Raw genomic sequence first — 23,764 nt, 5'->3', positions numbered from 1 at the left:
AAAGCTAACACGGGTTAATTATTCAATGCTCTATAGATCAAAAGCTTGTTGTTGACAATTACTTGCTCGCCCTCCTGCAACCCAGTACTGACGTAGGTGGTTTCTACATTCTGTTTCATGGGTTGGATCTCCTGGATCTTGATGTCATTCTGTGATTTGTAGATTAACACAAAATACTTGTTCTGATCAAAAATAACCGCATCTGAAGGGATGGCCAGCGCCTGTGTATTGGAGTGATGAAGCAGCTTGATCGTGGCTTTACTATCCGGAATAAGAAGGCCGTCTTTGTTGTCCAGAACAACGCGTGCCTGCATGGCATTGGTTTGTGGATCAATGATTTTAAAGATTTTGTCGATACTGCCCTCGAATTTTTTGTCGGGATAGCTCAATGTTGAGACAACGGCGGGCATGCCCATGCTGATCTTTTCGATATCCGTTTCATTGACATTGAGTATCGCCCAGACGTCTTTGGTGTTGGCAACATCAAAGATATTGTCGCTGCGGTCGCTACGCAATTGCATATCTTTATTGATGTTTTTTTGGACGATATATCCATCAATAGGGGATACAACGGAGTAAATATTGCCCGTACGAACATTGTAAATCTGACTGACGGCCTCTGAACGGCGTAGTTGCTCCTTGGCTTTGGTCAATTGCCCTTTTGCCTCAAGCATATCTTTGTCAGTACTCAATTTACCGTTATACATATCCTCTGCGACACGGTAATTCTTTTCGGCAAGCAGCACATCCGTTTTCGCATCGGATAGATCTTTTTGTATGCCCGCAACCTCTGTACTTCTGATTGTTGCGAGTACCTGACCTTTATGTACATAATCACCCAAGGATACATTGACGGATACAACATTCCCACCAACGAGTGGAAAGATGTCAATGTAATTGTTCTGATCAGCCGATATCTTACCGAAGAAATTTAGTTCCTCCGTTACATTTTCTTTTTTTACAGTGGCAAAACTCGTCGATTTGAGCATCGTTTCGCTGATTTCAAAACCTTTGACAATCGCTGAATTGTCGGTTTCTTTATGATTCTGGCAGGCGTATAAGAATACGATGGCCACAGTGCTTAGGAGAAGTTGTTTAGTTGGCATGGCTTGAATTGAATATAGGGGTTTGCGCCAAGTAGTTAAGCTGCTCGGCATTGAGGATAATTTCTTTTTTCATATCATAAAGCTTGAGGATAGATATTCGATAACTATCCATAAAATCGGTGAACTCAACTAGGGAGATATTTCCTTTTCTGAAATTGCTGAACACACCATCGTAGACAACAGCAATATTGTGCAGGTCGTCAGCCGTAATAGTGAAATATTGGTTGTATTGGTTTTCCCAAGACTGATAGTTGGAACGGATCTGCGATTCCAATAGCTGTCGTTGTACCTCGATATTCTTTTTGGCTTCTTCTTCGGCATATTTGGCCTTGATGATATTTCCCTTGTTTTGTTTCCATAATGGAAGTGGAATCGCTGCTTTGAGATTCAGTTCATTGTGAAATGTTCCTCCGTTTTGACTGTATTCTAATCCGAGATTAATATCGGGTGTATTCAACGATTTTTGCCATTTGGTAAAAAGCTGTGAGCTTTCGGCAGTTTTTAACGCAAATTGATAGTCGGCATTATTTTCAAGTGCGAGGTCGAACATCTTGTCCATGCTCATTGTAGGTCTGATTGCTAATTCCCGATCTGCCTCGGTATCCGATAGATTGGGGAGCACATCTTCCTGATTGGAGAGCAGTACCCTTAATTGTTGTTGCATACCGATAATGGTATTGGTGGCACTCGTTTTTTCATTGGTGAGATCGATGGCCATGGTTTGCAGACGAACTTGGTCCCGAAGTGAAACGTTTCCCTTTTTTCCTTCTTCCTTGTAAGCGGTCAACAGACTGTTGAGGTAATCCAATTGCACATTGATGTCTGCCAGTTTATGCTGTTCGAAATAAAGAGAATAGAATGTTGTCCTTAGTTGTGCCCGTAGACTGGCCAACAACTGGCTGAATTGAAATTTTGAAAGCTCAACATTTGATTTGGCAAACTCAACCTCATTTTTCTTTTTTCCACCTAGATAAAGCAATTGGGATACGCTGGCATCTTTTGATCCTCCCACATGGAATGCCTTTTTATTTTGTGGATCATAAGCATTGACGGCGACTTCCAATTGTGGAAGCTCCCAAATTTTGGCCTGAATGACATCTGCTTCGGCCTGACTGATATCATATTGTTGCGCCAATAAAGAGAGGTTGTTTTTTCGGAAGGCTTCTTCACATTCAAGAAGCGTCATTTTTCTGCCAGAAGACTGCTGTATTGTTTTGCCAGTTGTATTTTCAGAACGAGCAGTTGTATTTTCCGAATGCATAGCATCGAAGGTAATTGTAGGGTTCTGTTGTGCAAATGCAACGGAATTTAAAAACAGCAAAAATAGTAAGGATTTCTTTGTCATCATGATCGAATCTTATGCAACAAAGAACGCGGGCACAGATTAAAAGCCCCTTAATAAATACTTAAAAAAAGCTTAAAATTTGATCATTCTTTACCTCAGCTGCCTATTGGATGGGTAGGGGATCGCTGTTTTCGGTGGTCGACTTGGGGAATCGGAGTGTAAATGTATGGGACGAATGCTGTGTATTGGCTTTGTATTCGACGCTGGCCTGATGAGAATCCATAATGCGTTTGACGATCCGCAGCCCTAAGCCCGATCCGGTGGTTTCTGCGGCATTCTCGCCGCGGCTGAACGCATCGAAAATACGCTTTTGATCAGTGCTGCTTAGCGCAGCTCCATGATTGGTTACCAGTACTTTCAGTTGCGTCGAAGATTCATGGATAACAACACTTACTTCAGGGTGATAGGAGTACAGCGCTGCATTTTTGAATAGATTGACAAAGGCGATTTCAATCAGCTGCGTCGAACAAACGAGGGTCAATTTAGGATCTGCGATGCCTTTAATAGAAAAATCAAGCTGCAGATCGGGGAAGGCTTTTGCGACCTTTTCGTATGCCGTGAAAATGATTTCGTCAATCCGTTCTTCCTGATAAGTGGTTTGGAGTGTTGCCGAATCAAATTTTGAAAGCAGCATCAGCGAGTTTGTTACTTCCGAAAGGTGGAGTGTTTCTTTTGCGATATTGTCAAGTACATGGCTGACATCTTCATCAAGCTGTTGTTGATGCCGGAGGTTCTCCAATTGGAATGACATTCTCGCCAGTGGTGTGCGCAGCTCATGGGAAGCACTTGAGTTAAATTCTTTTTGGGATTCAAATGCACTGGACAGCCGTTTCAGCATGGTATTGAATGCTTGGGTTAATACCGCGATCTCATCTGTATTTCCGCCATATTTAACCGGGTTGGTCAACTTACTGGCATTGATTTGTGTAATGTCCTTTTTGAGTCTGTCCAACGGATGTAATAAACGAAGAATGAGATTGTAGCTAAAGATCCAGATTAGCAAGGTACTGAGTAAGAATAGGATCGTTAATACGATCGCCAGGTGATCTAGTTTCTCGTTGCCGGAATAATCCTGGGCTTTGACCAAAAGGTAGTAAGCCTGTTTGTTGATCAGGTAGTATTTGCCCAATATTTCATATTGGTCCTGTTTGTAGAAGATTCGTTTTTCATTGTCCAGACGGTTGATAATCGCCTGATTCCAGGTAATTGTTTTGTCTTTTACCGTGCTGAAAATAAGTTTTTTATGTTTGTCCAGGATGATGACATCCTCATAAAAGAGTCCATCTTCAATATCTTGAAAATAAGTTTTATACGATTCACGATCAAAAGAAGGCGTATTGGCAATATAATGTGAAATATAATCCAGTTTATCAACCAGCCGCTGACGAAATTGATCATTTCTGAAATCAACGCTAGCATAATAGATGATGAGCATTGCGATTCCGAATAGGATGGAGAACGCAATACTAAAACTGATCGCTATTTTCTTTTTTAAAGTCATTTATCCGCAGCGAGGTAATAGCCAAATCCAGGTCTGGTGTGGATAAGCTTATTTTCAAAATTCTTATCAATTTTTTTACGTAAAAAATTGATGTAAACTTCGATGGTATTTTGTGTTGTCTGAAATTGATTTTGCCATACTTCTTCGGAAATATGTTGTTTGGATAAGGTGCGTCCATTGGCCTGTGCCAATATTAATAGCAACTGAAATTCCTTCTGCGTCAGGTTGATTTCTTCATTTGACCGCAGCACCCTGGCCTCTTCAGGATAAATGATCAGATCATCGATGACCAACGTTTTGGCGCTATTGCTTTCGTTGTGTTGCTGCCGGCGAAGAAGTGAATTGATGCGCATCAGCAACTCATCCAGCACAAAGGGCTTGACTAAATAATCATCTGCGGCACGGAGAAATGCTTCCTTTTTGTCGTCGATATCATCATAGGCGGAGAGAATGATAATCGGGGTCAGTGCATCATGACTGCGTATTTTCTTGCAGATTTCTAGACCGTTTATCTTGGGAACATTGATGTCCAACAAGTAAAAGCCGTATTTTTTTTGATGCGTCTGCGCCAAAAATTCAATGCCATCAAAGGCCTGGTCGCAAGAGAAACCCTGACTTAGTAAAAAGGATTTAATTTCAGTAGAAAGAACCCTGTCATCTTCGAGTAGCAAAATGTCCACCATAAATGTATGCATTGTCGTTTTGTAAAAGTAAGCAAATTTTGCAAACCCTATCCATCGCATCCATTTACGATATTCTTCTCTTGACAAATTCTCCACCCTTTTGACATATTCTTCTCCTGCAAATAATTTAGTAACACAAGATTTACACGAAGAAATATGAAACAAAAAGAAATCTAAGTAGATTCAAATCGAAATTATAGATAAACATTATGGAAAGCAGAAGAGAATTTCTTCGAAAGACCTTGTTATTTTCCGGAGCTGCTGGTATCGCTAGTTTTATGCCGGCCTCCATTCAGAAAGCCTTTGCAATAGATCCGGTGCCGGGAAGTAGTTTTCTGGATGCGGAACATATTGTGATCCTGATGCAGGAAAATCGTTCCTTTGATCATACGTTGGGGAGTCTCTCCGGCGTACGGGGGTTCAATGATCCACGTGCAGTACGGTTACCCAACGACCTACCGGTATGGTATCAGACAGATAAGGCGGGGAAAGTATTTGCTCCTTTTCGGCTAAATCTCAAAGAGAGCAAGGTGACTTGGATGGGCTCACTTCCCCATAGCAGGGCGAGTCAGGTGGACGCCTATAACCAGGGGAAATACGACCAATGGTTGACTGCGAAGCAATCGGGTAACAAGCAATATGCAGCAATGCCGCTGACGCTGGGTTATTTCACACGTGAAGATTTACCTTTCCACTATGCACTGGCGGATGCTTTTACCGTATGTGATCAGAATTTCTGTTCAGGCATGACCAGTACAACCCCCAATCGTTCGTTCTTTTGGACAGGTAAGATCACCGAAATAAAAGATGGATTGCAGAAGGTCAATATTCGTAATGATGATTTCGGTTATGGTAAAATGACCTGGGAAACCTTTCCCGAGTTGTTGGAAAAGAACAATATAGATTGGCGTTTTTATCAAAATGAAACAAGCTGTGGTGGCGGACTATCGGGTGAAGAGCGGGCCTGGTTGTCCAATTTTGGTTGTAATCTATTGGAATTTTTTCAGGCCTATCAGGTCAAATTCAAAGATACTTACGTCAGCAACCTTGCAACACAGGTACGTGATCTGCCAGGGCAAATCTCTAAGCTCGAGGAGCGGTCGCCCGAATCCGAAGAGCAGGCCGAGAAAATCCGTGTTGATATCCGTAAGAAAAGTGAAACCCTGGAGCGGGCCGAAGCTGAACTGAAACAATTCAATGCCGACAATTATAATAAACTGTCTGATCTTACGAAATCTTTACATCAACGAGCCTTTACGATCAATAAAGGGGATAATAATTACCGTAAGCTAGAGACATTGCAGTTTAAGGAACAGGGGAAAAAGCGGACTTTGGAGGTACCTAAAGGAGATGTGCTGGATCAGTTCCGAAAAGATGTCGACGGTGGTAAATTGCCTGCGGTATCCTGGCTGGCTGGTCCCAAAAATTTCTCGGATCATCCCAGTGCCCCTTGGTATGGTGCCTGGTATGTGTCGGAAGTATTGGATATCCTGACCAAAAATCCGGAGGTCTGGAAAAAGACCATTTTTATTATCACTTACGATGAGAATGATGGCTATTACGACCATGTGAAACCTTTCCTCGTACCGGATCTAAAGAGGAAAGATACAGGAGCCTGTTCGGCGGGAATTGATAGCGAAGTGGAAATGGTACGTTTGGGCAATGAGCTCAAACAGGGGATTCCAAAAAAACAGGCCCGTGAGGGAGCGGTTGGGTTGGGATTCCGTGTGCCGATGTATATCGCATCGCCTTGGTCACGGGGAGGAAAAGTCTGCTCCCAAGTGTTTGACCATACCTCGACTTTACAGTTCTTGGAATACTTCTTTAACCATAAACACAACAAAAATATTCATCTGGATCATATCAGTGCCTGGCGGCGGACGATCTGCGGTAATCTGACAGCAGCTTTCACACCCTTTGTCCAAGCGCAGGAGCAGCTCCCTTTTCTAGATCGAAACCAATATATAGAAACCATATACAATGCCCAGTTCAAGGATAATCCGGGCGGGTTTATTGAAATTACGGACCTGAATCAGGCTAAACAGCGGGTTTGGACTTCGAAATTCAATCGTGTACAGGAAAAAGGAACCCGTAAATCAGCGGCCTTACCCTATGGCCATGATGCTGTTGGTTATGTGCAGAACGGTCAATTTAACCTGAAGATGCAGGTGGATAAAACCATATTTGGTGAAAAAACGACTGGAGTACCTTTCAATGTTTATAGTCCACTTGCCTATACAGACGAAGAGGGCCAAATCGAAACCTATCGAAACTGGAATTTTGCGGTCAAGGCCGGAGATAACCTCGACTATCAATGGGATCTGCGGAAATTTGAAGGACAGCTATATGCCTTTGAGCTCCATGGACCAAATGGTTTCTACCGAAAGTTTGCCGGACAAAAAGACGCGCCAACGTTGTTGGCCGCGGTGTCTCCAGAACTTAAATCACTGACCAAAGCACCGACAGGCAAGCTACAACTAACACTCAAAAACCTGGATGCAAAGACTGTTCAGGTGGAGGTGAAAAGTTTGAATTATCAGCATTATACAGTGACAAAGGAAATCGGAGCCCGTAAAGAACTTATCCTGACCTTGGATATTGCCGCACAGGGCAATTGGTACGATCTTGCCATCAAGGGGCTGGGCAATGCTGGTTTTGAACTACAGCTTGCGGGACGATTGGAGACGGGAGTGGAAACCACGACTGATCCCTTATTGGCCTAGTGTTTTGCAAGCAAGGCTGTTTGTATTAGCAGTCTGGCCATGGCAGTAGGCTCGACCTTTCGTTGCAGGATTTAGGTAATACAGCAGTTTGACTGGTGCAGCTTGACTAAGGTCATTTAAAACTGCGATTAGACGTTCTTCTCATCGTAAGCGAAATAGCTGCAATGAGAAGAACGTACTAATGGTCCTATTGTGACTTGAAATAAGGTTGGAGGTTCGATTACTGAACTTGATTTAGTGATCTACACGCAACGATTGTCGTCCTAAACAGCATTATTTGCCTAAATGCGTTTATAAGGTGATAAATTTGGTTTCGGGAAAATGCTTTTGAATATAATTGCGGAGATAACGCTGTGTTTCTGTGCTGATGGTGCTGTCTTCAAGTACAGGAAAAGTGTTGTAGATGACGGTATGCAGATTAATCCCACGTGTGGCAATGGCTTCCAGGCTTAATAGGGTATGATTGATACTGCCCAATTTGCCGGAGGTTACAAAAAGCAAAGGATAACCCATTTCCTTGATATAATCGATGATCAGGTAATCCTCAATGAGTGGTACCATGAGGCCACCGGCACCTTCTACCAGTACAGCATCATAGCGCTGGCTTAACTGCGCTGTCGCTTGCTTGATTTTTTCGAAGTCAATTTCACGTTTATCTATTTGTGCCGCCAAGTGCGGTGATGCGGGGTAGCTGAAAATTTCAGGCATGGTTATTTTCTCCTGGTCATCTTCGGTAAAGGCGATGCCCATCAGTTGGCGGTGTAAGATAATATCTTCCGAAATCGTTGTGTTTCCGGTCTGTACCAGTTTCTGTGTGATTGTACGCAGACCTTCTGCATTCCATTGCTTTGCAATAAGACCAGTTGCGTAACTTTTGCCTATTCCGGTATCTATGCCGGATACAAAATAAATGTTGTTTTTCATTTTTATGTTTTTTCGCTACTTATTCGATTGTCAATTCAGTGCGATGTGTTGTTGAGATTTCGTAAAGATCTGTCACCTGTCAGCGCATTCAGGAGCAGATTTACTACACATCAGTTCGCTTTCCTATTTGGCGCTCTTGTTTAATGTGTTCATTGTTCAATCCGAAACGGCTAAACCAGGTTTTAAAACACTGCTTGTTTAATTATTCATTTTTTTCTTTGCGATGATATAGATGGGGTGATAAGTCAGCGGAACCCGCGTGCCCACAGCATAACGATCTATATATTCGGTACAATAGGCCTGAAGCTTGCTTTTTGTCCAACGATGATTTTTTATGCCTGTCACTCCGGTTTTTTTCAGGTGGCTGAGCACCTGTAAGGGGGTTTCAAAGGTTAAACTCATGAGTTCTTCTTCTACCAGGAGAATTTCATACCCCAATGCCGACAGTTCCGTTAGGAGTGCCGATTGGGTACGATAGGTCAAGCCGACTCCTGTTGTGCTGCTGATCTCGCGCATATTTTCTTCGCCAAATGTGCTGAATGCTAGGATACCATGCGCATGAAGTGCAGTATGGCAGCGCGCAAAGAAGGCGCTAGGGTCTTCAAACCATTGAATAGTGGAACAGGAGGTAATGAGATCCAGTCCGTCGGGTAGACTGAAGGTTTCGGCATCGGCACAGATAAAGCTGTAATGTTGCGAACTATGCTGCGACAAGACGATATTCATCACGCTTTTGATCATTTCTGGACAGATATCGTTGAAGATTGTATGCTTCGGAGAAAGGTACTGGAGCAACAAACGGGAAAAGAATCCGGTTCCACAGCCTATTTCGAGCACCCTGTCTGGACTGATGAGAAAAAGGTTCCGGAGCAAGTTGATCATTTTTTCGGCAATTTGACCTTGCACAACCGCGGCTGAGTGGTAACTCTGTGCGGCTTTCGAAAAGCGGGATCTGATCCGTTGTTTGTCCATGATGTTAAGCATTTTAGATCTCCTGCAAAAGCTGTTTAAATAATTTTTCGGGATAGTGGGCCATGTCGACACATTTATGAGGGGTGTGCGCCCATGCTCGTTGTTGGTTTTCCGGACTGAAAATGCGGTCATCATTTCCGATATAGGCCTCATCCCATTGAAATGCTGTTGCTGATTGTGCTGTCGCCTGCTCTTCAATTGCGGTCAGTTCTGTTCGAAGACTCGCTATGTCCCGCCTGGGGGCTTTAGCAAGAAAATGGTTTAACATCTCTCTTGATCCACACATTCGTAGCCTGAATTTATCAAGCGTTTTTTCGCTTAACGTGTTCAAGGTGGACTGGAATACCTGGACTGGAATTCCTCTGTTGTCATCAATCGGAAATGGCGTACCATTGATTGCTGTGCAGGTACTGATCGGATAATGCTGCATCTGCAGTTTCGGTAATACCTGTGAAGCTGCCCATACGCCCATAGACCAAGCGAAAACCCGGATTTCTTCGTAGCCCTTTAGAAGGTTTTCGTCCAGTGTTAAGGAAGAATAGTCGTAGGCGATCATCAGATCCTGTCCGGATCGGGCGTAATCAGAAAACAGATGTTCATCCATTCCCCATCCCACAAAGAATAAGACAAGCTTTTTGTTGGATGATATTGTATTATTTAGTGATACCAAATTATCTGGGTTAACCGGATGAAGTGCATGGGTAATTTTTTTGAATATCATAGGCTTGCTGCAAGTTGATGGATAAGCGATGCTGGCATCCCTGCTGTTAATGAAATACGTATTCTTGAAGTTCCTTCCGGAACGGTAGGTGGACGGATCGGAAGGACATAAAATCCTTTTCGCTGCAGTTCTTTTGCTTTCAGGACAGCCGCATTGCTATCGCCTATTATAAGAAGCAGAATATGGCTTTGTGAGCCGCATTCGTACCCCTTTGCGACGATCTGTTGTTTGAGCAACGTGCTGTTTTTACACAATTGCTGACGTCGATCTGAAAAACTGTCCAAGCGTTCCAGAATAAATAAACTCCAGCGGAGATTGATCGGCGGGAGGGCAGTTGTGAATAGCAATGTCCGCATTTTATTGATCAAATAATCCCGAATCGGCTGCCGACAGACGAGGTAACCGCCTAGCGAGGCCAGTGCTTTTCCAAAGGTACCTGTCAGGAAATCAATGGCATCAATGCATCCCTGCTCTTCTGCGCAGCCAAGTCCTCTTTCGCCACGTACGCCCACCGCATGAGCCTCATCAACATACAACATGACATTCGAATAACGGCGTTTGAGGCGAACTAGGTAGCCGAGGTCTGTACAATCCCCGTCCATACTGAAAATGCTTTCCGTGACGATAATGACGCGTTCGAAGTGGGAAGCATGTTTTGCTAGTAATTCTTCCAGATGGGCATAGTCGGCATGGCGATACCTGAAATGCTGTGCTGCTGAAAGCCGAATCCCATCAATTAGACTGGCGTGCACCCATTTGTCAGCGAGGATTAAGGTACGCCCATGACAGATGGCTGGAAGTATACCTGTGTTCATGTGATAACCACTGTTAAAGACCAGAGCACTTTCGGTACCGAACATAGCGCTCAACCGCTCCTCCAGTTGGGTATACAGCACATGATTTCCAGTTAATAGGCGTGAAGATGAAGCGCTGAAAAGCGCATTGTCGCTGTTGACCGATTGTAAAAAATCTTCACGCAATGTCAGGTCCGTAGCCAGATCCAGATAATCGTTTGAGGAGAGGTTGTAACCGTTTTTCTCTTCGTATTGGATGTGGTTTCCCTGCTGGGTAATCAGGGGGAGTGTTCGCCTATTTCCTTGTTTTTCGAGTTTGTGAAGTTCATCCACAAAGCTATCGAGTAGATTGTTTTCCATTAGTAGATCTCTTTAACGACCTTGAATTGAACCTGTTCTTTCTTCTTCGTTCATCCACAATGCTATAGTGTAGAATGCGCTCCATCAATTGATTTCTTTGACGACCTTGAGCAAAGCCTGTGTCAGTTTGTTTAACTCTTCAGTCCCAATGATAAAAGGCGGCATGATATAAACCAATTTGCCAAAAGGTCTGATCCAGACACCTTCTTCAACAAATCGTTTTTGGATATTGGCCATGGATACCGGATTCTTCATTTCGATAACAGCAATGGCTCCCAAAATCCGGACATCTTCTACCTGGGGGTAGTCTTTTGCTGGTGCAAGTGCTTGTGTCAGTTGTTCTTCAATAGATTTCACCTTTGTTTTCCAGTCTGTTGACAATAATAATTTGATCGAGGCAAGCGCTACGGCACAGGCCAGTGGATTCGCCATAAAAGTTGGGCCGTGCATAAACATACCCGGGCTGCCATTGGAAATCGTTTCTGCAACAGCCGTGGAAGTGATTACTGCAGATAAGGTCATGTATCCACCTGTTAAGGCCTTACCCAGGCATAGAATATCTGGTGCTACAGCCGCATGTTCACAGGCGAAGAGCTTACCGGTGCGACCGAATCCAGTGGCGATTTCGTCAAAAATCAGTAAGATGTTATTCTCCTTACAGAGTTGTGCCGCCTGACGAAGGTATTCGGGATGATAAAAGCGCATTCCACCGGCTCCCTGAACAATGGGTTCAAGGATCAGACCCGCCAATTCGTCTTGATGTGTTCTGATAAGTGCGGCCAGTGGAGCAATGTCGCTGGCATCCCATTCTTCATCAAACCCAATTTGAGGGGCCGCTGCGAAGTAACGAAGGGGGAGGGTATTGCCGAAAATACGGTGCATACCGGTCACAGGGTCGCATACAGACATGGCATTCCAGGTGTCACCGTGGTATCCCGAACGAACGGTAACAAAGTTGGTCTTGTTGATCTTCTTTTGTGCCACCCAATATTGTACAGCCATTTTGAGTGCCGCTTCCACTGCAACGGAACCTGAATCAGCATAAAATATTTTGTTGAGTGAAGGCGGTGTGATTTCAAGGAGCATTTTGCCAAGAGCAATTGCCGGTTCGTGTGTCAAACCGCCAAACATCACATGCGACATCTTGTTAAGTTGGGCTGTTACCGCGGCATTTAATACCGGATGGTTATACCCATGAATGGTACACCACCAGGATGACATGCCGTCGATCAGCTGCTGCCCATTTTCCAGTTCAATCATACAACCATCCGCCCGCTTCACCTTGTAGGCTGGCAGTGGGTCTGTGATACTGGTATAGGGGTGCCATAGGTGCTGTCTGTCGAAATCGTCGGTCGTATGCTGCGCTGTCATGATGTTATTTTTTTCAATTCCTGATTTTCTGTCCCTGATCTATTTTTCCTGATGCTGTTTGTCCAGATTGCGTTGAATTTTGTGGTCAGGTCGCGACCATTGTGGTTTTTCACCCAGTGCCTGGTATTGACTATCCTCCATCGCGATGGTTTTAGGTTGGCTTTTTTTCTCAAAAGGCTGTTGGGGAATCAGCCCTAACGTTTTGAAAAGTTCCATATCCTCGTTTATAGCAGGGTTGGGCGTTGTCAGTAGCTTATCACCTGCAAAAATGGAATTTGCGCCAGCAAAAAAGCATAAAGCTTGTCCCTCGCGACTCATATTGGTGCGACCCGCTGATAAACGAACCTGCGTTTGCGGTAATAAAATTCGTGCGGTGGCAACCATGCGCACCATTTCCCATATGGATACTGTTTCCATCTCTTCCATCGGAGTGCCAGCGACCGGAACCAGCGCATTGATCGGTACCGACTCGGGTTGTGGGATGAGCGAAGCGAGTGTAATCAGCATATCCGCCCGGTTGGCTATGCTTTCCCCCATACCAATAATACCGCCACTGCATACCGTGATATTTGTCTTACGTACATTTTCGATGGTCTGCAAGCGGTCATCGTAACTTCGGGTCGAGATAATTTCTTCATAATACTCAGCTGAGGAATCCAGGTTGTGATTATAGGCGTAGAGTCCTGCTTCCGATAACCGGAGCGCTTGATTTTCGGTCAGCATACCCAAGGTACAGCAGACTTCCATATCCAGTCTGTTCAGTGTACGGACCATATCCAATACTTGGTCAAACTCTGGTCCGTCTTTGACATTGCGCCAGGCGGCACCCATGCATATCCGTGAACTGCCGCCAGCCTTGGCTGCCAAAGCCTGCGCTTTTACCTGTTCTACACTCATCAGCCGCTCGGCCTTAACGTCAGTATGATAGCGTGCTGCTTGCGGACAGTAAGCGCAATCTTCAGGACATCCACCAGTTTTTATGGAAATCAAGGTAGATACCTGTACCTTATTTGGATCATGATAGGTACGGTGAACTGTAGCAGCTTCGTACAACAGTTCCATGATCGGTTTGTTATATAAGGCAACAACTTCTGCCTGTGTCCAATTCTTTTCTGTGCTCATGTTCTTTGTGTTTGATCGTTTGGAAATCAGGTTACTATCACAGAAAAATGCGGTAGATATCAAATTTCCATGCGCCTGTTTTTTTCAGTTGAATTGCAAAGATTACAGTTTAAACCTTAACTTTGGTAGTCCGAAATAAACATAATGAGTAGTCCGGTTAGTATAGGTTTTCATTCGATTATCAAGATAGATCGTCGCAAGGAGGATGCTGTTTATATACAGATCGTCTATCAATTTATCAATGCTGTCAAGCGCAACCTGCTGGAGGATGGGGATCTTCTCCCAGGAAGCCGAAAGATAGCGACGGAATTGAATGTGCACCGAAAAACAGTGGTCGCTGCACTGGCAGAACTACAGGAGCAAGGCTGGGTGGAGATTCTGCCAAACAGGGGTACCTTTGTGAAAAATCCCGAACGTGTGATTACTGCTGCTTCGGCAATCGAAGCTTTTCGGCAACCACCGGATCGGGCTCCGTATCATTTTAGAAAAGAATTGATCTTGGATACGCCGGTATTTGAAATTCCTGAAAAATATTATTTTACGGACGGTACTCCAGACTACCGTATTATCGAGACTGAGGAACTGGTACGTTTTTACGCCTCCATGGTAAAGCGTAAAAAGAAGAGCGATGAATTTCCGGCTACGACTGATGGAAATCTATTTTTTAGGGATCAATTGAGCTATTACCTCAATTTGACACGTGGTTTCCATCTCTCGCGGAACTTTCTACTGCCCATTGCCAGCCGTGAGCAGATCTTTTCTATTTTATCACGCTTATTGATTCAACAAGGAGATATTGTACTGGTCGAAAATCTAAGCTATTTTTTGCCGAACATGATCTTTAGCCAAGCTGGAGCCAAATTGAAAACGGTTCCTGTAGATGCGATGGGAATGGACATTGATTATATTGCAGATCATTTTGCGCCCGGTGAGATCAGGTGTGTTTACATCAATACAAAATGCCAATACCCTACTACAGTAAGCCTTTCTGAAAAAAGGAAAATACAGCTGTTACAACTGGCCGAACAGTATAATTTTATTGTGATCGAAGATGATGTTGATTTTGAGTCTTCGCTGGTCAAAGACAAAGGGGAGTCACTATTTCGCAAAAATGCAGGGAATAGGGTAATCTACACGGGGACATTTGGTCGTTTTTTGGATCCCGGTTTTCAGATGAATTTCTTGATTGCTCCTCAAGACCTCCTGGAGGAGGGAAAAAAATACCTAAATCTCTTTGGTAAGCCCAATTTTATGATCGAAAAAACATTGGGTGAAATTATCCATCAGGGCGATATCTTTCGGTATCAGCGGAAGTTTCAAAAAATAGTTGCTGAACGGAAAGACTTATTTGCGCAATTACTACATGGTAATTTTGAAAACAAGGTTACATTTGAAGTTCCGGTTTCGGGCTTAGCTTTTTGGGTTCGATTCAACGTCAGCTTTTCACTGACCTCCTTACAAGAAAAAGCAAAGGAAAAAGGACTATTGTTGCCAAGTAACTGCCTGTACCAGAATAGAACTGTGACAGCCTTGCGCTTGGGTTTTGCCCATCTCGATGAGAAAGATATGTGCGATGCGGTTCGTTTGCTGCATGAAGCTTATCATGAGACGGTTGAGGCTAAGTAGAACTGTGACAGCCTTGCGCTTGGGTTTTGCCCATCTCGATGAGAAAGATATGTACGATGCGGTCCGTTTGTTGTATGAAGCTTATCATGAGACGGTTGAGGCTTAGTAGAGCTGTGACAGCCTTGCCGCTTAGGTTTTGCCCATCTCGATAATAAAGATAACTGTGATCCGTCTGCAACCTGAGATCTATATGAAGATAGGATCGGAATTATGGTCAACTCATCTGCAGGATAGCTGTCAATTTTTCCTTTATTTCCTGAGTGGGAATCCTAAGATCAATAAAGTATTGTCCCTGCCAATTTTTACTTTGTGTTGCCTGCTTGTTTTGGGTGATACTCCAGTCGGGATATACACGAAATCCACGTTTACCCTCCTTTTGTGCTGTTGTTAGGATTTGTCTGTCGATCAGAACCTGTTTTGGGAAAACAAAGAGACCCGCATGTGGTTCTTGTTCTGCTGCAATAATGTAATAATCAATAGCGTCATCGGCTGTAAATGCTGTCGTTTGACCCTGGGCATCACGTTTCCAGAGGGTGACGAATTGTCCCACCTTTGTAGGCGTTATTTTGGCTTTTCGAAACTTGATATTTCGCTGATCAAGTTGAAAGTTAAAACCGAAATAACCAGCACAGTCCTTGTCCTCCGTTAGGTTCGTAATATTTTTGGATAGGATCTCGCCCAGTTGTTTTAATTCTTTAATCATGTATGCTGATACTGCCTTCTTTTTTTTGAATTTATGGCTGTCACGAAACGCTTGACAAAAGCCTATCCTAGCTCCTATTTCTGGAGCTAGTTGGTCGTTTTTATTTTGTGTCAGCGTTGTAAATTAACTGTACGACACCCGATTTGAACGCTCTATTTTCTACAAGTTTTAAATGCAATCGTTCAGATAGATCTTCGAATAATGGTTTTCCGTTACCCAAAACAATTGGATGGACAGAGATACGGTATATATCAACAAGATTTGCCCGTATAAAGGTTTTGATTAGACTTGCTCCACCGTAAAGCCAAATATCTTTTCCCTCTTGCTGCTTTATCGCTGAAACTTTTTGCTGAATGTCATCATTGATAAAGATGGCTCCAGGATCTTGTCTTGGCTGATGGGAAAAAACATATTTTTTCTTTGCGTGAACGTTTCTCCAAAGACTAGCCTCGGCTTCACTGGCATTGCTGTCTGGCTGAAAATTCCCCCAGGCGTCATAACTGACACGCCCATAAAGATGGTATCGATGCCTGCTAAAAAACCATCGAAGTCCATATCATCGTCCATGATGCACCAATCTATTTCGCCGTTTGGACCTTCAATAAATCCATCTAGCGTCATGGCTAGATCCAATATGATTTTTCTCATATACCTATTGCTTTAATCTATTTTTTAATGAATAAACCCTATCATAATTTGTCGTGCGGATGTGGGGCAGGAGTGCTGAATTATGGGGGATCCCTGTGTTTTTAAGGATGCCTAAATATAGTTAAATTAAAAAATGTAGACAAATGAAAAGAAAAAGCCCGGAGAGGAATCAACCGGGCTTAGAGATTATATAAGGGGAATAATACTTGCTTAAAAAAGTGAAGACCTAGTCTTCATCGGTGATAATGTCATCACCATCTAACTCGAAACCTTCACCAAGAAAGGTATACTCTAGTTCGAATAATTCTGAATCTTTAATCATTTTATTTCTTATTTTTTGATATTCAAATTTATCACCCTTATTTAAGTTTATCGTCAATATAACATGAAGTTTTTGTTAAGGCGACTATTATATCTTTTTGAGCGCAATATCTAGTTTTTGCGCCTGGATAATCCGACTAAAAAACTCTTTTAGATCAAAATATTCTTCGGGCAGAAATAGCGGTTTGTTAAATTGTGTTGCGCTCTCAATAAGTAAGGTATTCGGATCCGAATTGCTGACTTTAAAAATATAACGGGCTGCCCGTTCGGGGAGTGCCATACTGATATTTTTTAATTTTGTCTCGGGGGCGTATGTATACCCTTTGGGTAATTTGATCTCCATATAGCTTTCTTCTTGGATCATGGATCCAAAATCAATTGGGTAGTTCCGTTCGGTCAGATTAAAAGGATTTTTGGTGGTTTTGCTTTCAATGTAAGGATTGAAAGCAAGCTGTTCATTTTGCAGGCTGGCAAAATTTTCAATCTCGATCTCAAACTCTTCGGCGAGTGGTTTGTCTAAGGAGTCCCTGTTGGAAACCTTAAAGCTATTGATTTTGATACGGTTGTTTTCCTCATCCCATTTTTCGTAAAATTCCTCTTCTGAATTACTACCCTGTAGGCGTTCACGCATTCTTGATGCCAGGTAGCCATTGCGGGAGGTTACCCATTTTCCTTTTAACGTGCCATTCTCCATAAGTTCACCAAAGAAGAAATTACTCTGTGAAGAGGGGAGTTTTGACTCGAGTTTCACCCAGTCAGACTCACCAGTCAAGGGAATAGAACGACCTTGATAGTTGACGCATTTTAAAGGAATATTGCCGAAGGGTTCATAAGGAGAGGTTGCATCCAATAAATAGTATTCCTCACCGAGTTTTACCTGGGCGACAACATGGTTGAATTCCGATATTGCAGGTGAATACAATCCGGCATAACCATTGTCGCGTGTGGATAAAATAACTGGAATAGCCTCTAACTGGGCATAACGCAGTGCATTGACCAATCCGAGATTGATATCGGCGCTATTGCCTGTTCTTTTTTCAAGCGCTTCTTTGATATTTTTCGCGTAGATCGAGTGCTTATTGTTCCATTTAATCCGTTTCTGAAAATAAGCATAGAGGCGGGAGGCTTTTGTGATATCATTATTTGCCCCTTGTAGCACGGGTTCGATAAATTCTTTTAAGGCTCCTTTTCGTTTGACCTGACCGCCGAAACTTTCATCGGCGATTAATTTTTCCCGTACGTTCTCCCAGGTTAGGGAGAAGTCTTTTGTGGGTCCCATAGGGACGCTATAACGACCGAGTTCAAAAAATAGAATAGACCGGAAGTTTTTAGAAGAAGTCATATAGTCTTCACTATGGAAGGCTGGAATATTCTCCATGATATAGGTCGTTTTGGTACCCAGAATATCACCGATTTCACTACGCAGACTGGTGTTGTAATTTTCTGTTTTACGGTCTTTGATGGGAAATCCTCCCTTTAAATTGGATTTGTAATGACAGATTTCTGGTATACGTGTGACATACTCACTATAGATTTTGGGAATCTCCTCCTGAAACTCCCAGGTATTGAGGTTAAAAATAAAAGGCGATTCCGTTTTGTAGCGATATTCAATAATTGTTCCTTCCTGAACCTGTGGAATGGCAGCCTTGGTTAAGGAGATGTTTTCTGAAGAATTTTCGTTAAAAATGTTTGCCTTTGTCATTTCAGTTTCGACGACTTTATCCCCTTGTAGGTGATAGGAAGCTCCTTTGATGTCAGTGACGACCTCACGTTCATTTCCACTTTTGTAAAGGGGGATGGTGAAGTTTGCATGGTTGTAGCCTTCCTTGTTCAATATTTTGATCCGAACATGTTTGACGAACTCGACAACCAGACCTGTGTGCGAAGTGTAGTTGACCTGTGCGGAACCATACTCCCGAATGACAAATGCGTTGGCTGCAGTGTCCAATTTGCCAATATCGATCGCGAAATCCTCTTTTTTTACTTTACCGAATGAAAAATCTTGGGCATGAGCCCAAAAACTGCCGAGAATAAGCAGGCTGGTGAAAAAACCTTTCATAAAAAGTCACTATATGGTTAAGAATTATAATGCTAATGTATGAAATAATATTAAATTTTATAAGTGAAAAAATTTCCGTTTAAGTTGCTGTTGAACAGCCTTTACAGGAGGTATTGCGCAAGGTTTAACTTCTCAATTTCTTGCTGAACTGGGTCAAGCTGATCGAAATATGGAATCAAGCCGTCTGTTTCGACACCATGATCTTAAAAAGAGTGTTTTTTTTAGCGCGTTAAAGCCCTTCTTTGATGGATTTTAATACGTGAAATCAAAGGTCAGCGTTACATATCGGTTGTCCTCACCCTTCCATTTTGGTCCGGAAAGTAAAATCTCTTTGGCCTTGTTGTCCAGATAATCATTGGCACTTTGTAAGATATTGATATTGGAAGGGAAACCATCTTTATCGATATAGAAATTCAAGCGCACGGTACCTTCGTATCGACTGTTAGCTGTTTTCTTTTTAACGTAATTATTAAATGACTTCCATCCCCAAACAGGTTCTGCACTTTTTATTTTCCGAGAGGACATGGTTGTAACTACTACCTCATCAAGTGTCGCACTGGAAGGTTGCAATTTTATATTCAGGTTTTTGTTGCGACGCATATTTAATGCAACTGTGTTATAACCTACAGCCATGATATCAACCAGCGAGTCTACTGTGCTCGGTTGAATGGTGGCTTTGCCCTGAGCATCTGTATTTGTTGCCAGTTTGCTATTGGGCTGCATGATGGTAACACCTGATATCGGCAAGCCAGTTTCTTTGTCACGTACAGTGACCTGTAAAGGACTACCAAAGGTCTGTGGGGTCACATTGACACCTGCTATCCTGCCAGCGAGTGCATTGCTTTGATTGACTTGTTGGCCTCGGATTACAACTGAACTTCCCGTGATACTCTTTTTCGCTTGGGGGGTATAACCAAATACCTCCACACTGTCTAACATTTTGGAATCAGCTATGGCTCGGTCTCTGTGGATGCCACTATTCATTTTTTCAACTGGAGCTATGCGTACCGATGGCTCCTGATGTACTGGCACGGTCTCCTCCTTATATTGACCTAGATCGGAAGATTTACGGTTGTCCGCCAAGCGAGGACTGTCCTTCTCTTTTATACTGGGTTCAATGGCAGATGAGGTCGTTGTGTCATTCTGAGGGATCGATTTTGACAAGGGTACATCAGCCGGTACAGCGACATCTGCTGTACGCTTTGCCTCAGAAGGGCTTTTCTGTTGCTGGAAATAGAGAATCCCCGCACTTAAAACCGCGACTACAGTAGCAGCGATGGCCAGTCTTTTCCAATCGAAGACTTTTATTTTAGTTTCTTTTTTATGCTCAATGCGTTGGGCAATACGCGCGTTGAGTTCGGAAGGAACAGCACTGTTTTGATCCATTTCTATACCCACAAGAATATCTGCCAACATGGGATCACGTTGGGCCTCACGTTCAATGGCGTACATCTCTTTGGGAGAAAGTTGGCCGTTGACGTATTTCTTTAAGTACGTTATGTCATAATTACTGTCGCTCATTCCAAGCCTCCATGCAATTTTTTAAATTCCGCTTCCCATTCTGGATGTAACTTTTAACTTCATTTAAGCTATATCCTGTCGAGTCGCTGATCTCTTTGTAACATTTTTCCTCCAGAAAAAAGAGTCTGACAGACTGTTGCTGTTTGTCCGGTAGTTTTTCCAGACAGCCTTCCATTGCAGTCAATTGCTCCTCCTTTTCATCCTGTTGTTCATACTGATGCAGATCTTCGGGATATTTCACAAATTCATCCAAAGAAATTTGTGATTTGTTCTTTTGCGACCTTAAATACATCAGGCAATGGTTTTTGCTCAATACATAGAGCCATCTCGGAAAGTCTTTGATTTCTTGCTTATTAACTTTGTAGATGAGCTCTTCAAAAATATTCATTACGGCATCTTTACTCAATTCTGGATCTTGGAGATACCGTAAGCAGACATAATAAACCATTTCGGTATGTCGCTGATAAAGGTTGCCCAATACCTTGAGATCAGATGCCTCCTGGTATTGTTGCAAGAGCTCCTGGTCTTGCGTTGAATCCTTTTTTGACGACTTGAATGCGAACATTTTATTTGCTAAAAATATTTTTTTTTTCTGGTTTATGGAAATTTAATATTAGCTGCATCCCTTGACAAAAAAATGAACGATATGAGAACGATACTTTTTTTAATGAGCATGTTGCTATCCATTGGTGGATATGCCGGCCAACAATACGAAGTGAAAGGGAAGGTGACAGATGCAACGAGCAAATTAGCGTTAAGCGGAGTGGTGGTAACAAATGTGCAGACCAACGAACGCAAATCCACTGACCGTGATGGAAATTACCAGATTCAGGTCACTACTGGTAAGACGACTTTGGAATTCAGCTACCTCGGTTATATTACACAGCGTGTCGAAGTAAAAAGAAAGGGTAAAGTCGACATCGCAATGGTACAGAATAACCCTACACTGGATGAAGTTGTCGTTATGAGCTATGGTAAAGTTGCGAAACGAAATACAGCAAATATGATGACTGCTTCTACGGCCTTAGCAAGCCAGACTCAGGGACTCTATATTCGAGGCGGGTATATACCCGATCAAAATCAGGAATCGTATCAGAAAATCAAGGAAAATAAGTTTATCAATCCAATGAAGGAGCCGTTGTCAACATTTGCTGCAGATGTGGATGCTGCTTCATACAGTAATGTCCGTCGGTTTATCAATGCGGGCAATTTACCCGATAAGGATGCTGTACGTGTGGAGGAGATGATCAATTATTTTCAGTATCAGGTAGCAGGACCAAAGAATGGCGAACCGGTGAATATTGTAACCGAATTGACCAAAGCACCGTGGAACGATGCGCATCAATTGATGCGGGTGACGTTAAAAGCCAAAGATATTCCGACAGACAAACTCAAAGCCTCGAACTTGGTTTTTTTGATCGATGTATCAGGATCGATGATGGGGCCGGGACGATTACCTTTGGTAAAATCTTCCTTGAAAATGTTGGTGGATCAGCTGCGTGATATCGACCGTGTTGCTATTGTAACCTATGCAGGTTCGGCCGGAGTAAAATTAGAGAGTACAAGTGGAAGTCAGAAAATGAAAATCAAAACAGCCATAGACGAACTTGAGGCTGGAGGAAGTACTGCCGGCGCTGCAGGGATCAAAAGAGCCTATGAGATTGCCCGCCAAAATTTGGTCAAGGGTGGAAACAATCGAATTATCTTGGCTTCCGATGGTGATTTCAATGTGGGCGAGAGTAGTGATGAGTCTATGGAAGAACTGATCGGTAAAGAGAGTAAATCTGGTGTTTTTCTGACCGTACTTGGCTATGGTATGGGAAATTTGAAAGATAGTAAGATGGAGATCTTAGCAGACAAAGGGCATGGAAATTATGCTTATATCGACAATATTTCCGAAGCCCGGAAAGCCATGGTCACCGAATTTGGAGGAACATTATTTACGGTGGCTAAAGATGTGAAGATTCAGGTAGAGTTCAATCCGAATTATGTACAGGCCTACCGCTTGGTCGGCTATGAAAATCGTTTGCTTGAAGCGGAGGATTTCAACAACGACCAAAAGATGGGCGGCGATATGGGCGTAGGTCATGTGGTTACCGCACTGTATGAGATCGTTCCTGTCGGTGTCAGCTCGACAATGGTCGGAACAGTTGATCCGTTGAAATACCAGCAGAACTCAGCCAAAAATATCGCTGTCAAGGGAAATGGGGAATTGGCAACAGTCAAATTCCGTTACAAAGAACCTGATGGTGATAAAAGCAAATTGCAACAACAGGTGGTACAGGCTAAGGTAACCGAGTTGAATAAAGTCAGTGAAGATTTACGTTTTGCAACTGCTGTGGCCGAACTGGGGATGTTACTTCGTGATTCGGACTTTAAACAACAGGCTAATTTTGATAGTTTGATCGCACGTGCGAAAACCGCAAAGGGAGCAGATGATGAGGGTTATCGTGCCGAATTTATCCGAATGGCAGAAAATGCACGGGACTTATCGAAAACGAAAATGTAGGAGGCTTAAAATACATGCTAAGTCGCATTAACACCCGCTAGAAAATTGTGTCTGACCAGCAATGGAGTTACCGGTCAGACACAATTGAATATTGAACACTCCTTTTACTTCTTGTGGCTGATTTCCGGACTTTCCTCAAAACTGGTTAATTGTTTTTTTATCAAATTTTCAAAAAGCGTACCTTTACCAAGTTTTTTTGTTTCAGCGAATAAATAAATTTTATATAATAAAGTCAGGAAAGTGGAGTTTATTAATAAATTTGATGCATGAAGAACTTCCTATTAATATGTTTTCTCTTTTTTGGAGTGCATAGCGGGTTGGAAGCCCAAAATACAGCGCTCAACAAACAGCAGACCATAGCTTACATCAATAAGCTGTACAAGATTGCTTATCGCTATAAAGAAACCAAAATTGACACGGTTACGGTGGACGGAAAAGTCCTGACCGTTTTTCTGTCCACTGGTCAGCACTATAGAAGCGATCTGTCAAAATCCGAACCGCTTGTCATTGCACGCGTAAAATCAGGGTACCAAATCCGTTATAAATCCGCTGCAAATACCGAGGAGATCTTGTGGGCCATTCAAACCGAAGATGATGCCAAACGTCTGCAGAAAGCTGTACAGCATTTGATCGGGATACTAAAGACTGAAAAGAAGACTGATCCTTTTGGAAGCTAACGTCGCGTTGTCGTACTGTAGCTAAACTTTTTTCTTCTAGTATGTTCGGCAAGACACGAACTCGCCGAACATAAGAGA

The 23,764-nt window shown here is 43.0% G+C and carries 19 protein-coding genes and 1 pseudogene; 4 read left to right on the top strand and 16 right to left on the bottom strand.

What is annotated here, in order from left to right:
• Positions 1-14: 14 nt before the first annotated feature.
• The 4 genes from DFQ12_RS26895 to DFQ12_RS26880 form a co-directional block, all read right to left on the bottom strand.
• Positions 15-1,106, bottom strand: a complete 1,092-nt coding sequence (locus DFQ12_RS26895; RefSeq protein ID WP_120262099.1) for an efflux RND transporter periplasmic adaptor subunit — start codon at positions 1,104-1,106, stop codon at positions 15-17.
• The gene (locus tag DFQ12_RS26890; protein ID WP_208642634.1) at positions 1,096-2,454 is read right to left on the bottom strand and encodes a TolC family protein; all 1,359 of its coding nucleotides are present in this window, start codon (positions 2,452-2,454) and stop codon (positions 1,096-1,098) included. The genes DFQ12_RS26895 and DFQ12_RS26890 overlap by 11 nt, the downstream gene beginning before the upstream one ends.
• Before the next feature lie 100 nt (positions 2,455-2,554).
• The gene (locus tag DFQ12_RS26885) at positions 2,555-3,952 is read right to left on the bottom strand and encodes a HAMP domain-containing sensor histidine kinase (RefSeq protein ID WP_120262098.1); all 1,398 of its coding nucleotides are present in this window, start codon (positions 3,950-3,952) and stop codon (positions 2,555-2,557) included.
• A complete protein-coding gene (locus DFQ12_RS26880) occupies positions 3,949-4,647 on the bottom strand; it encodes a response regulator transcription factor (RefSeq protein WP_208642633.1) in 699 nt (232 codons plus the stop codon). Before DFQ12_RS26880 ends, DFQ12_RS26885 begins: the two co-directional genes overlap by 4 nt.
• A gap of 197 nt (positions 4,648-4,844) precedes the next feature.
• On the opposite strand from DFQ12_RS26880, the gene DFQ12_RS26875 reads away from it, so the two are divergent.
• Positions 4,845-7,358, top strand: coding sequence for a phosphocholine-specific phospholipase C (locus tag DFQ12_RS26875; protein WP_120262097.1), 2,514 nt, complete (start codon positions 4,845-4,847; stop codon positions 7,356-7,358).
• Positions 7,359-7,649: 291 nt separating this feature from the next.
• Here DFQ12_RS26875 and bioD read toward each other — a convergent pair whose 3' ends face one another.
• The 6 genes from bioD to bioB form a co-directional block, all read right to left on the bottom strand.
• Entirely contained in the window at positions 7,650-8,282 is a 633-nt protein-coding gene (gene bioD, locus DFQ12_RS26870) for a dethiobiotin synthase (protein WP_120262096.1), read from the bottom strand.
• A 198-nt stretch (positions 8,283-8,480) separates the two neighbouring features.
• Positions 8,481-9,254 carry a malonyl-ACP O-methyltransferase BioC gene (gene bioC, locus DFQ12_RS26865; protein WP_120262180.1) on the bottom strand — a complete coding sequence of 258 codons (774 nt, stop codon included), beginning with the start codon at positions 9,252-9,254 and terminating at the stop codon, positions 8,481-8,483.
• A 13-nt stretch (positions 9,255-9,267) separates the two neighbouring features.
• Positions 9,268-9,975 (bottom strand): DUF452 family protein, encoded by a 708-nt coding sequence (locus tag DFQ12_RS26860; RefSeq protein WP_120262095.1) that lies wholly within the window; start codon positions 9,973-9,975, stop codon positions 9,268-9,270.
• Positions 9,972-11,102, bottom strand: a complete 1,131-nt coding sequence (locus DFQ12_RS26855) for an 8-amino-7-oxononanoate synthase (RefSeq protein WP_208642632.1) — start codon at positions 11,100-11,102, stop codon at positions 9,972-9,974. The genes DFQ12_RS26860 and DFQ12_RS26855 overlap by 4 nt, the downstream gene beginning before the upstream one ends.
• 111 nt (positions 11,103-11,213) lie before the next feature.
• Entirely contained in the window at positions 11,214-12,500 is a 1,287-nt protein-coding gene (bioA, locus tag DFQ12_RS26850; protein ID WP_120262093.1) for an adenosylmethionine--8-amino-7-oxononanoate transaminase, read from the bottom strand.
• A gap of 39 nt (positions 12,501-12,539) precedes the next feature.
• Positions 12,540-13,622 (bottom strand): biotin synthase BioB, encoded by a 1,083-nt coding sequence (gene bioB, locus DFQ12_RS26845; RefSeq protein WP_120262092.1) that lies wholly within the window; start codon positions 13,620-13,622, stop codon positions 12,540-12,542.
• Between the two features lie 144 nt (positions 13,623-13,766).
• Here bioB and DFQ12_RS26840 point away from each other — a divergent pair, with 144 nt between their 5' ends.
• Positions 13,767-15,248: an aminotransferase-like domain-containing protein gene (locus DFQ12_RS26840; RefSeq protein ID WP_120262091.1), complete on the top strand. Its 1,482-nt coding sequence runs from the start codon at positions 13,767-13,769 to the stop codon at positions 15,246-15,248.
• A gap of 214 nt (positions 15,249-15,462) precedes the next feature.
• On the opposite strand, the gene DFQ12_RS26835 is transcribed toward DFQ12_RS26840, so the two are convergent.
• From DFQ12_RS26835 to DFQ12_RS26815, 6 genes and pseudogenes are all read right to left on the bottom strand, one after another.
• Positions 15,463-15,951: a MepB family protein gene (locus tag DFQ12_RS26835; protein WP_120262090.1), complete on the bottom strand. Its 489-nt coding sequence runs from the start codon at positions 15,949-15,951 to the stop codon at positions 15,463-15,465.
• A 100-nt stretch (positions 15,952-16,051) separates the two neighbouring features.
• Positions 16,052-16,342, bottom strand: a pseudogene (locus tag DFQ12_RS28560) (dihydrofolate reductase family protein); the annotation flags it as partial.
• Positions 16,282-16,572 (bottom strand): dihydrofolate reductase family protein, encoded by a 291-nt coding sequence (locus DFQ12_RS28430; RefSeq protein WP_279634440.1) that lies wholly within the window; start codon positions 16,570-16,572, stop codon positions 16,282-16,284. The gene DFQ12_RS28430 and the pseudogene DFQ12_RS28560, both read right to left, overlap by 61 nt.
• Positions 16,573-17,008: 436 nt before the next feature.
• Complete coding sequence (locus DFQ12_RS26825; protein WP_120262089.1) at positions 17,009-18,979, bottom strand: transglutaminase domain-containing protein; 1,971 nt, start codon at positions 18,977-18,979, stop codon at positions 17,009-17,011.
• Positions 18,980-19,231: 252 nt separating this feature from the next.
• Positions 19,232-20,500: an energy transducer TonB family protein gene (locus DFQ12_RS26820; RefSeq protein WP_120262088.1), complete on the bottom strand. Its 1,269-nt coding sequence runs from the start codon at positions 20,498-20,500 to the stop codon at positions 19,232-19,234.
• The gene (locus DFQ12_RS26815) at positions 20,487-21,065 is read right to left on the bottom strand and encodes an RNA polymerase sigma factor (RefSeq protein WP_120262087.1); all 579 of its coding nucleotides are present in this window, start codon (positions 21,063-21,065) and stop codon (positions 20,487-20,489) included. The genes DFQ12_RS26820 and DFQ12_RS26815 overlap by 14 nt, the downstream gene beginning before the upstream one ends.
• Positions 21,066-21,146: 81 nt before the next feature.
• On the opposite strand from DFQ12_RS26815, the gene DFQ12_RS26810 reads away from it, so the two are divergent.
• Both DFQ12_RS26810 and DFQ12_RS26805 read left to right on the top strand, forming a co-directional pair.
• The gene (locus tag DFQ12_RS26810) at positions 21,147-23,009 is read left to right on the top strand and encodes a vWA domain-containing protein (RefSeq protein ID WP_244211860.1); all 1,863 of its coding nucleotides are present in this window, start codon (positions 21,147-21,149) and stop codon (positions 23,007-23,009) included.
• Positions 23,010-23,275: 266 nt separating this feature from the next.
• The gene (locus DFQ12_RS26805) at positions 23,276-23,686 is read left to right on the top strand and encodes a hypothetical protein (protein WP_120262085.1); all 411 of its coding nucleotides are present in this window, start codon (positions 23,276-23,278) and stop codon (positions 23,684-23,686) included.
• Positions 23,687-23,764: the final 78 nt, after the last annotated feature.

This window comes from Sphingobacterium detergens (genome assembly GCF_003610355.1).
GTDB classification, from domain to species: Bacteria; Bacteroidota; Bacteroidia; order Sphingobacteriales; family Sphingobacteriaceae; genus Sphingobacterium; species Sphingobacterium detergens.
This window is presented reverse-complemented; position numbering and strand designations above follow the sequence as displayed.

What these genes read in the sequence shown, in the direction of transcription:
- DFQ12_RS26895 (WP_120262099.1), bottom strand. Translation starts at nt 1,106, where the DNA reads ATGCCAACTAAACAACTTCTCCTAAGCACTGTGGCCATCGTATTCTTA.
- DFQ12_RS26890 (WP_208642634.1), bottom strand. Translation starts at nt 2,454, where the DNA reads ATGATGACAAAGAAATCCTTACTATTTTTGCTGTTTTTAAATTCCGTT.
- DFQ12_RS26885 (WP_120262098.1), bottom strand. Translation starts at nt 3,952, where the DNA reads ATGACTTTAAAAAAGAAAATAGCGATCAGTTTTAGTATTGCGTTCTCC.
- DFQ12_RS26880 (WP_208642633.1), bottom strand. Translation starts at nt 4,647, where the DNA reads ATGCATACATTTATGGTGGACATTTTGCTACTCGAAGATGACAGGGTT.
- DFQ12_RS26875 (WP_120262097.1), top strand. Translation starts at nt 4,845, where the DNA reads ATGGAAAGCAGAAGAGAATTTCTTCGAAAGACCTTGTTATTTTCCGGA.
- bioD (WP_120262096.1), bottom strand. Translation starts at nt 8,282, where the DNA reads ATGAAAAACAACATTTATTTTGTATCCGGCATAGATACCGGAATAGGC.
- bioC (WP_120262180.1), bottom strand. Translation starts at nt 9,254, where the DNA reads ATGGACAAACAACGGATCAGATCCCGCTTTTCGAAAGCCGCACAGAGT.
- DFQ12_RS26860 (WP_120262095.1), bottom strand. Translation starts at nt 9,975, where the DNA reads ATGATATTCAAAAAAATTACCCATGCACTTCATCCGGTTAACCCAGAT.
- bioA (WP_120262093.1), bottom strand. Translation starts at nt 12,500, where the DNA reads ATGACAGCGCAGCATACGACCGACGATTTCGACAGACAGCACCTATGG.
- bioB (WP_120262092.1), bottom strand. Translation starts at nt 13,622, where the DNA reads ATGAGCACAGAAAAGAATTGGACACAGGCAGAAGTTGTTGCCTTATAT.
- DFQ12_RS26840 (WP_120262091.1), top strand. Translation starts at nt 13,767, where the DNA reads ATGAGTAGTCCGGTTAGTATAGGTTTTCATTCGATTATCAAGATAGAT.
- DFQ12_RS26835 (WP_120262090.1), bottom strand. Translation starts at nt 15,951, where the DNA reads ATGATTAAAGAATTAAAACAACTGGGCGAGATCCTATCCAAAAATATT.
- DFQ12_RS28430 (WP_279634440.1), bottom strand. Translation starts at nt 16,572, where the DNA reads ATGACGCTAGATGGATTTATTGAAGGTCCAAACGGCGAAATAGATTGG.
- DFQ12_RS26825 (WP_120262089.1), bottom strand. Translation starts at nt 18,979, where the DNA reads ATGAAAGGTTTTTTCACCAGCCTGCTTATTCTCGGCAGTTTTTGGGCT.
- DFQ12_RS26820 (WP_120262088.1), bottom strand. Translation starts at nt 20,500, where the DNA reads ATGAGCGACAGTAATTATGACATAACGTACTTAAAGAAATACGTCAAC.
- DFQ12_RS26815 (WP_120262087.1), bottom strand. Translation starts at nt 21,065, where the DNA reads ATGTTCGCATTCAAGTCGTCAAAAAAGGATTCAACGCAAGACCAGGAG.
- DFQ12_RS26810 (WP_244211860.1), top strand. Translation starts at nt 21,147, where the DNA reads ATGAGAACGATACTTTTTTTAATGAGCATGTTGCTATCCATTGGTGGA.
- DFQ12_RS26805 (WP_120262085.1), top strand. Translation starts at nt 23,276, where the DNA reads ATGAAGAACTTCCTATTAATATGTTTTCTCTTTTTTGGAGTGCATAGC.